At 71.7% G+C, this 7,357-nt stretch carries 6 protein-coding genes; 3 read left to right on the forward strand and 3 right to left on the reverse strand.

The window, feature by feature from the left end:
* Nucleotides 1-141: 141 nt before the first annotated feature.
* From ACZ7GX_RS45455 to eccE, 3 genes are all read right to left on the reverse strand, one after another.
* The gene (locus tag ACZ7GX_RS45455; RefSeq protein WP_498786887.1) at nucleotides 142-1,704 is read right to left on the reverse strand and encodes a S8 family peptidase; all 1,563 of its coding nucleotides are present in this window, start codon (nucleotides 1,702-1,704) and stop codon (nucleotides 142-144) included.
* Nucleotides 1,705-1,951: 247 nt separating this feature from the next.
* On the reverse strand, nucleotides 1,952-2,605 hold the full coding sequence (locus ACZ7GX_RS45460) for a hypothetical protein (RefSeq protein WP_238598838.1): 654 nt from the start codon (nucleotides 2,603-2,605) through the stop codon (nucleotides 1,952-1,954).
* 65 nt (nucleotides 2,606-2,670) lie between these two features.
* Entirely contained in the window at nucleotides 2,671-4,008 is a 1,338-nt protein-coding gene (gene eccE / locus ACZ7GX_RS45465; RefSeq protein WP_498786888.1) for a type VII secretion protein EccE, read from the reverse strand.
* A 130-nt stretch (nucleotides 4,009-4,138) separates the two neighbouring features.
* Between eccE and eccB the strand changes: the two genes are divergently transcribed.
* The 3 genes from eccB (at nucleotide 4,139) to ACZ7GX_RS45480 (ending at nucleotide 7,275) form a co-directional block, all read left to right on the forward strand.
* A complete protein-coding gene (gene eccB / locus ACZ7GX_RS45470; protein WP_498786889.1) occupies nucleotides 4,139-5,779 on the forward strand; it encodes a type VII secretion protein EccB in 1,641 nt (546 codons plus the stop codon).
* A gap of 72 nt (nucleotides 5,780-5,851) precedes the next feature.
* Nucleotides 5,852-6,208 carry a hypothetical protein gene (locus ACZ7GX_RS45475; protein ID WP_498786890.1) on the forward strand — a complete coding sequence of 119 codons (357 nt, stop codon included), beginning with the start codon at nucleotides 5,852-5,854 and terminating at the stop codon, nucleotides 6,206-6,208.
* Entirely contained in the window at nucleotides 6,208-7,275 is a 1,068-nt protein-coding gene (locus tag ACZ7GX_RS45480; RefSeq protein ID WP_498786891.1) for a WXG100 family type VII secretion target, read from the forward strand. Before ACZ7GX_RS45475 ends, ACZ7GX_RS45480 begins: the two co-directional genes overlap by 1 nt.
* Nucleotides 7,276-7,357 lie beyond the last annotated feature (82 nt).

Here is a 7,357-nt window from a genome sequence, read left to right on the forward strand (position 1 = left end):
AACGCTCGGCTGGGACACCCCAGCCGAGCGTTTGGCTAAGCTCCTGACCTAAGCCAGTTGATCAGTTGTGTTGCGACGACCCCTGGAATCCGCCCGGAAGTGGTGAGGGGCCGCTGTGGTGCGACTGGACCGGGTGACCGCTTACAGGTCGAGGGTCCAGCTGTCGATGTAGCCGGTGTCCTGGCTGTACGCGTCACGCACGCGCAGCTGCCAGGTGCCGTTGGCGTTCTCCGCCGACAGGTTCACCGTGTACGTGGCGTCGACGTTGTCCGCGCTGTCCGAACCGGACTGCACCTTCAGCTGCTTGACCGCGCCGCTCGGCGTGATCAGGTCGACCACGACGTCGCCCCGGTAGGTGTGCTTGATGTGCACCTCGACGGTGGCCGACGTGCCGGCCTTGCCCGCGCAGTCCGTCACCGAGATCGGGCTGGACGCGGTGCCCAGGTCCGGCACGGCCACGTCGGTCGCGTTGGTCTTGGCCGCGCAGCCGCCGGGCGGCGGGGTGGTCGAGCCGACCAGGCGCAGCAGCTTGTTCGGCGAGCCGGTGCCCGCGTTGCCGACCACGCCGTTCGTCGCGCCGTTGACCAGGGCGTCGCGCACCTGCGCCGGCGTGGCGGTCGGGTTCGCGGCCAGGTAGACGGCCGCCGCGCCGACCACGTGCGGCGTCGCCATGGACGTGCCGCTGATGGTGTTGGTGGCGGTGTCGTTGGTGTACCAAGCCGACGTGATGGACGAGCCCGGCGCGAAGATGTCCAGGCAGGTGCCGATGTTGGAGAACGACGACCGGGCGTCGGTGTTGGTCGTGGAGCCGACCGTGATGCCCTCCAGGGTGCGCGCCGGCGTCACGTTGCACGCGTTCGCGCCGTTCTCGTTGCCCGCCGCGAGGCCGTAGGTCACGCCCGACGCGATGGAGTTGCGCACGGCCTGGTCGACCGTGGCGTCCGCGCCGCCGCCGAGCGACATGTTCGCGACCGCCGGCTTGACCGCGTTCGCCGTCACCCAGTCGATGCCCGCGATGACGCCCGCGTACGTGCCGGAGCCCGCGCAGTTCAGCACCCGGACGCCGACCAGCTTGGCCTTCTTCGCCACGCCGTACTTCGTGCCGCCGACGGTGCCCGCGACGTGCGTGCCGTGGCCGTTGCAGTCGGTGGCGTCGGCGTCGTTGTCGACGGTGTCGCGACCGGACACGGCGCGGCCGCCGAAGTCGCTGTGCGAGAACCGGATGCCCGTGTCGATGATGTAGGCGGTGACGCCCTCACCCTCGTTCGGGTAGGTGTAGGAGTTGTCCAGCGGCAGCGCGGCCTGGTCGATCCGGTCCAGGCCCCACGACGGGGTCGGCGCCTGCGTGGCGGAGATCTTCACCTCGCCGTCCTGCTGCACGTAGGACACCGACGGGTCGGCGGCCAGCCTGCGGGCCTGCAGCTCGGTCATGGTGGCCGAGAAGCCGCGCAGCGCGTTCGTGTACGTGTGCTTGACGTTCGCCCGGTACTTGTCGCTCAACGTGGCGACGCTGCTCGTGCTCGCGTCCTTCAGCACGACGATGTAGCTGTCCTTGACCGCGTTGGGCGCGGCGAGCCCGATGATCTCGCCCTCCGCGGCGGCGGAGGTGAAGGTGGTCAGTGCGGCCGTGACCGCGAACGCCGTGCCCGTGGCCAGCCCGACACCGGCCAACCGTTTCGTCCAGGACGCGCGAACGTCTCCCATGGCAGGGGGTCTCCTCTTCGCAGGGTGGGTGTCCGGTCGGCGTCGCCCCCGAGACCGAACGGACACGGTGAGTCGTTCCTAGTTCGCCTTGCGGGTGGGGCGCAAGAATTTGCCCGGAATAACCGACGAACGGCTCGTACACAGTTTTATTCGTGCTGTGAACGAATCGTTGCGGTGGGTGACTGGACCCCGGACAGAAAACATGCCCCCGGGCAATCGCCCAGGGGCACGCGAGGTGGCGCGAGGGTCAGTCGCCGCGCCGGACCGCACCGAGGATCTGCTGCTCACCGGGGGTGGTGACCAGCCGCAACGGCCGCCAGAGGTTGGTGCCGAGCGCGATCACCTGGTCGTCCTTGAGCGTGGTGAGCTGGTGCGCCATCTGCGGCGGCAGCCGCCAGATCTGGGACGCCAACTGGGCCTGCCCGACCGGCAGCCGTTGCAGCAGCACGAGGTCCGCGGAATTCGCGGTGGTCGCCGCCTGGGGGTGCAAATACGGCAGGACGTACATCGTGGTCTGCCACGGCGAGCGCGGCGGGAACAACTCCTGCGGCACGTGGCCGCCGTCGTGCACGACGAGCAGCGGGCTGTCCTCCGACGGGCGCGGCAGCTCCACCGGGCTCAGCCTGCGCAGCTGCACCAGCGGCGAGGGACGGCCGTCCGCGCCCGCGCCCGCCGCGCGCACCACCGGCTGCCAGGCCGCCGGGCGGCCCGTCGCGATGGTGATCCACGCGCCGGTCGCCATCGCCCGCAACGCGATCTGCCGCGCCAGGTACAGCCCGCCGACCACGACCATGCGCGTCGGCGCGGACCGCAGCACCGAGATCGTCAGCGGCTCGCCCTGCAACCCGGAGCCGAGCACCATGCCGCCGCGGTCGCCCGACGGGCTCACCACGTCCAGCATCTGCGGCGACACCAGGAACTCCGGCGCCACGCCCTTGCTCTGCGAGTCCAGCAAGCGGGAGTTGCTCACGCCACACCTCCGAGCGGCAGCGTCGCGGCCAGCCCGGCGACCTGCAGGCCGTTCAACGGGGTCAGCGTGATGTCGAGCTTGTCGGCCAGCGCCTTGAGCCGGTCGTCGGCGCGGTTCAGCTCGGTCGGCGTCCGCGCGCTCACCCGCACCATGCCGCGCAGGCCGACCTGGCCCTGCTCGCTGCTCGGCGAGATCGTCATGGACAGCGTCGAGGACAGGGCCCGCACGCCGGTCAGCGCGTTCAGGTTGTTGCGCATGCCCTTGGACGGCCAGCCGGTGATCGCGTAGCTGGCGTGGCCGACGCCACCCGCCGTCACACCGGACCACTTCTCCCGCAACGACACCGAGTTGTTCGACCCGGCCACCGAGGTCAGCTCGGCCGCCGAGATGCCCGCCCGGATCAGCTCGTCGGGGTCCAGTGGCCGGATCGACACACCCGTCGACTCCAACGCGTTGCGCACGCGGGACAGCGCGCCGATCAACGCCCGGTGCGCGCCGACGACGCCGCCGCCGCGTTCCCGGATCGCCGCCGCGCACCGCCGCGGGTCGAGCCGCACCGCGATCCACGTGGTCCGCCGGGCCGCCGCGGGCAGCGGGCCGAGCACCTCCATGTACGAGTTGAGCGCGGGCGAGTTCGTCGGCAGCGCCGCGCTGCCCGGGTAGCAGTGCCAGATCACCGAGATCGCGTCGAGCACCACACCGCGGTCCTCCAACGTCGGCGCGAGCGCGCCCAGCGGCAACGACGGCGCGCTGCCCACCGCGGTGATCAGCCCCGGCGCCGGGTCGACCAGCAGCACGGCGGTCCACGCGCCCTGGTGCCAGGCCATGCCGAGCGGACGGCGCTCGTGGTCGACACCCCGGGCCACCACCAGGTCCGGCACCGCGAGGCGCAGCAACGCCACCCGCGGGTCGTCCGGGCCGATGACCGAGGACTCCTCCTCCGACGGCGGCTTCATCTCCACCGGGCCGGTGCGCTTGGCCGTGCGGCCGTGCGAGCGGAAGCTGTAGCGCACGACCAGGCCGATCCACTGGGTCAGCCAGCGACCCCGCGACCTGGTGAACGCGATGATCAACGCGATCAGCACGATGCCGCCCGCGACGTACATCGGCACGGGCGCGACCTCGTCGCCGGTGGCGCCGACGGCCAGCAGGATCAGGCCGACGGCGACGCCGACCTCGAGCACAACCAGGTTGGCGACCGGCAGGGAGCCCAGGCTCGCGCCCGCCGTGCGGCGGCGCGCCCGGAGCAGTGCGGCGCGCACGGCGCCGCCCGCTGCCTGCGCGCGCGCCATGGCGGGGTTGGGCTGGCCCGGATGTGGGGTGGTCACGGACATCCGCTCTGGTTCTCTTTCCGTCGGCGTGCGCCGGGTGGGACCGACCGGGTCTGACCAACCCGCACACGGACCACCCGCCGTCCGGCTATCGTGCAGACCGTACCGCGACTGGGAGAGCAGCGAGCCGAGAATGGCATCAACACCCACCACCAAGTCACAGGTCCAGGCCTACCGCTTCGTGCTGCGCAGGATGCAGTCCGCCCTAGTGCGCAGGGACGCGGTGATGCTGCACGACCCGATGCGCACGCACTCGCGTGCCACCGCGGTGGGCGTCCTGCTCGGCGTCATCGGACTGCTCGGCTTCCTCATCTTCGGCTTCTTCTCGCCGGACCCGCAGGTCGACGACCAGACGCAGATCGCCATCTCCAAGGAGACGGGCCAGGTCTACGTCGTGCACACGGTCGGCGTGAACAAGACGCTGATCCCGATGACGAACCTCGCGTCCGCGCGGCTGTTGCTGCTGCAGCGATCCAACCCGGACACGGGCCAGGCGGCGGTCGCGGGCGGTGACGCGGCGGCGGGTCAGGTGAACGCCGGGCCGCAGGTCGCGGGCGGCGAACCGAAGCTGGTCAGCGAGAAGGCCCTGGCGAAGCTGCCCAAGGGCCGGTTGACCGGCATCCCCGACGGGCCGGACGTGCTGCCCAAGCCCGCCGACCGGATCGGGTCGGACTGGTCGGTCTGCGACACGTTGACGTTGGACGAGTCGCTGAACGACCCGTCGGCGCCGGGCAAGTTCACCACCACCGTCCTCGCGGGGTACAGCGGCGGCGGCGAGCTGCTCGACGACAACCGCGCCCTGCTGGTGCGCGCGGGCACCGACGACAAGCAGGCGTACCTGATCTACAAGGCGCCGGTGAACTCCAAGATCACCTCGACGTCCACCGTGCGCGCCAAGGTCGACCTCACCAACGCCGAGGTCCGCACCGCGCTGAACCTGAGCCAGAAGAAGCCGCGCGCGATCAGCACCGGCCTGCTCAACGCGATCCCCGAGGCGAAGCCGCTGGTGGCGCCCGACATCCCGGGCCGCGGCCAGAACGTGACCTACGTCCAGGGCGAGAACCTGAAGATCGGCGCCGTGATCGAGGTCCGCCGCTCCGGCGCGGACTCCGAGTTCCACGTGGCGCTCAAGGACGGCCTGCAGAAGATCAGCCGGGCCGCGGCCGACCTGCTGCGCGCGGCCTACGCGCAGGGCGCCGAGCCGAAGCTGGTGGACATCGCGCGGACCAACAGCGCGCCGACCGTCGAGCAGCTCGACTTCGCCGACTACCCGCCGGACGTGCCCGAGGTCCTGGACCCGAACCAGAACAACCGGGTGATCTGCCTCGGCTGGCAGGCGCAGAACGTGACCTCGGACAACAAGTCCCAGCACACCAAGGTGACCTTCGCGCCGTCGCTGCCGATCCCGTCGAACGTGGTGCCGGTGGAGATCAACCAGGTCGGCGCGACCCGCGAGGTCGTGAGCCAGTTCGTGATGGCGCCGGGCAAGTCGGCCGTGGTGCGCAGCGCGACGTCCACCCAGGACTTCGACAGCGGCCCGATCCACCTGGTCACCGGCCGCGGTGTGAAGTACGGCATCCCGGACGTCACCACCAGCGGCGCGCTCGGCCTGGGCGTGGACGGGTTCGCGCCCGGTCCGGAGTCGATCCTGCGGCTGCTGCCCAACGGGCCGCAGCTCAACCGCAACGACGCCTCGCGCAGCTGGGACGCGATCCAGGTGCCGAAGGACAACGGCCTGCTGCCCGAGGAGAAGGCCAAGAAGCAGGGCGGCTGAGCCCGTAATGCTGAGCCCTTTGGGGGAACCGGCGTGGGCCGGTTCCCGTCAGAGGGTGCAGGAGGTGTCCGGGTGAACGAGGTCACACGCGGGCCGGCGGGCGGGCGGCAGGTTTCGGTCGACCCGCGCTGGCTGGAGCTGTACGCGAAGCGCGTCGAAGAGGCGGCCGAGGAGCTGACCCGCGCGCGGTCCGAGCTGCGGGAGGCGCCGATGCGCCCCCAGAGCTTCGGCGAGCTGGGGCGGACGCTGCGCAGCGCGGAGGCGTACGGCCGGGCCGCCGGGCTGCTCAACCAGCAGCTCGACCGGGCGTGCGAGGTGCTGACGTCGGCGGCGAAGGGCCTGCACGACGTGGCCGAGCACTACGGCGCCCAGGACGACGACGCGGTGGCGTTGATCAAGGCGGTCGACCGGCGGGCGGGGTTGGGCTGATGCGGGGCAAGGACGGCAAGCAGATCGCCGCCGAGGTCGGGCCGGAGCTGGACTACCTGTCGGGGATCAGCAGGCGGCTCGGCGTGCGCGACCTCGTGGCGGACTACTTCGCGCCCGTGCTGGGCGACTGGAACGACCTGAACGAGGAGGCCGAGCGCTGGCGCAAGGCCGGGCTCGTCGCCGAGCACGTGACGCGCGACCTGACCAAGCCGCTGGGCAAGCTGGACTCGGCGTGGCAGGGCAAGGACGCGGACGCGTTCGTGGACCACATGCAGAAGGTCGGCCTGGCCGGGCACGACATGTCCGACGCGATGCACGCGATGGGCGAGGCGCTGGACCAGACCGCCGAGGGCATCCGCGGGATCGTGGAGGACATGTCCCGGGTGTTCGCCGAGGCGGCCGACGCGGTGTCCGGCGCGGCGGCGTTGCCGGTGGACGGCGACCGCCGCGTGGTGGAGGCGCTGGACGAGCTGCACGACCCGGCGAAGGAGCTGCACGAGTCGGTGCGGGACGTGCTGGAGGCGTTCCTGCGGCTGTGCGACGGCGTGTCCGGTTCGGACGATTTCGCCGACGTGAAGATGGAGCACAAGTACCCGGAGCAGAACTGGTCGTTCACCGCGCCCGCGAAGCCGGTGGCGCCGGAGCCGCCGGCCGCACCGCCCGCCGAGACGAAGCCGGCCGCGTCCGGCGGTGGGTCCGGTGGCGGCGTGCCGGGTGGCGGCGGTGGTGGCGTGCCCGGTGGCGGCGGCGGTGTGCCCGGTGGTGGTGCGATCCCCGGCGGTGAGTCGCCGGAGCGGATGCAGCCGGGTGGGTCGACGGGTGTGTCCGAGCCGCGCCCCACGGAGGCCGGCCCGCGTCCGGCGGCCGCCGCGGCGGCGGGTGGTCCGTCCGGTCCGGCGACGGGCGGCGCGGGGATGATGGGCGGCGGGATGATGGGCGGCATGGGCGCCGGCGGGCAGCAGGGCGGCGACAAGGAGCACAAGTCGAAGGTCCAGCTGGCCGGCTCGACCGAGCAGGTCTTCGGCAAGCCCAAGAAGTCCGCCCCGCCGGTGCTCGGCGAGTCTTAATGACCCGTGTCAAGTGGCTGTGGGCGCTGGTGTGGCGGAACTTGTCGTTGTGAACGGCCGGTTGTCGCGCAACAGTGCCCAC

The sequence above is a fragment of the Actinosynnema sp. NPDC037264 genome (genome assembly GCF_055603705.1).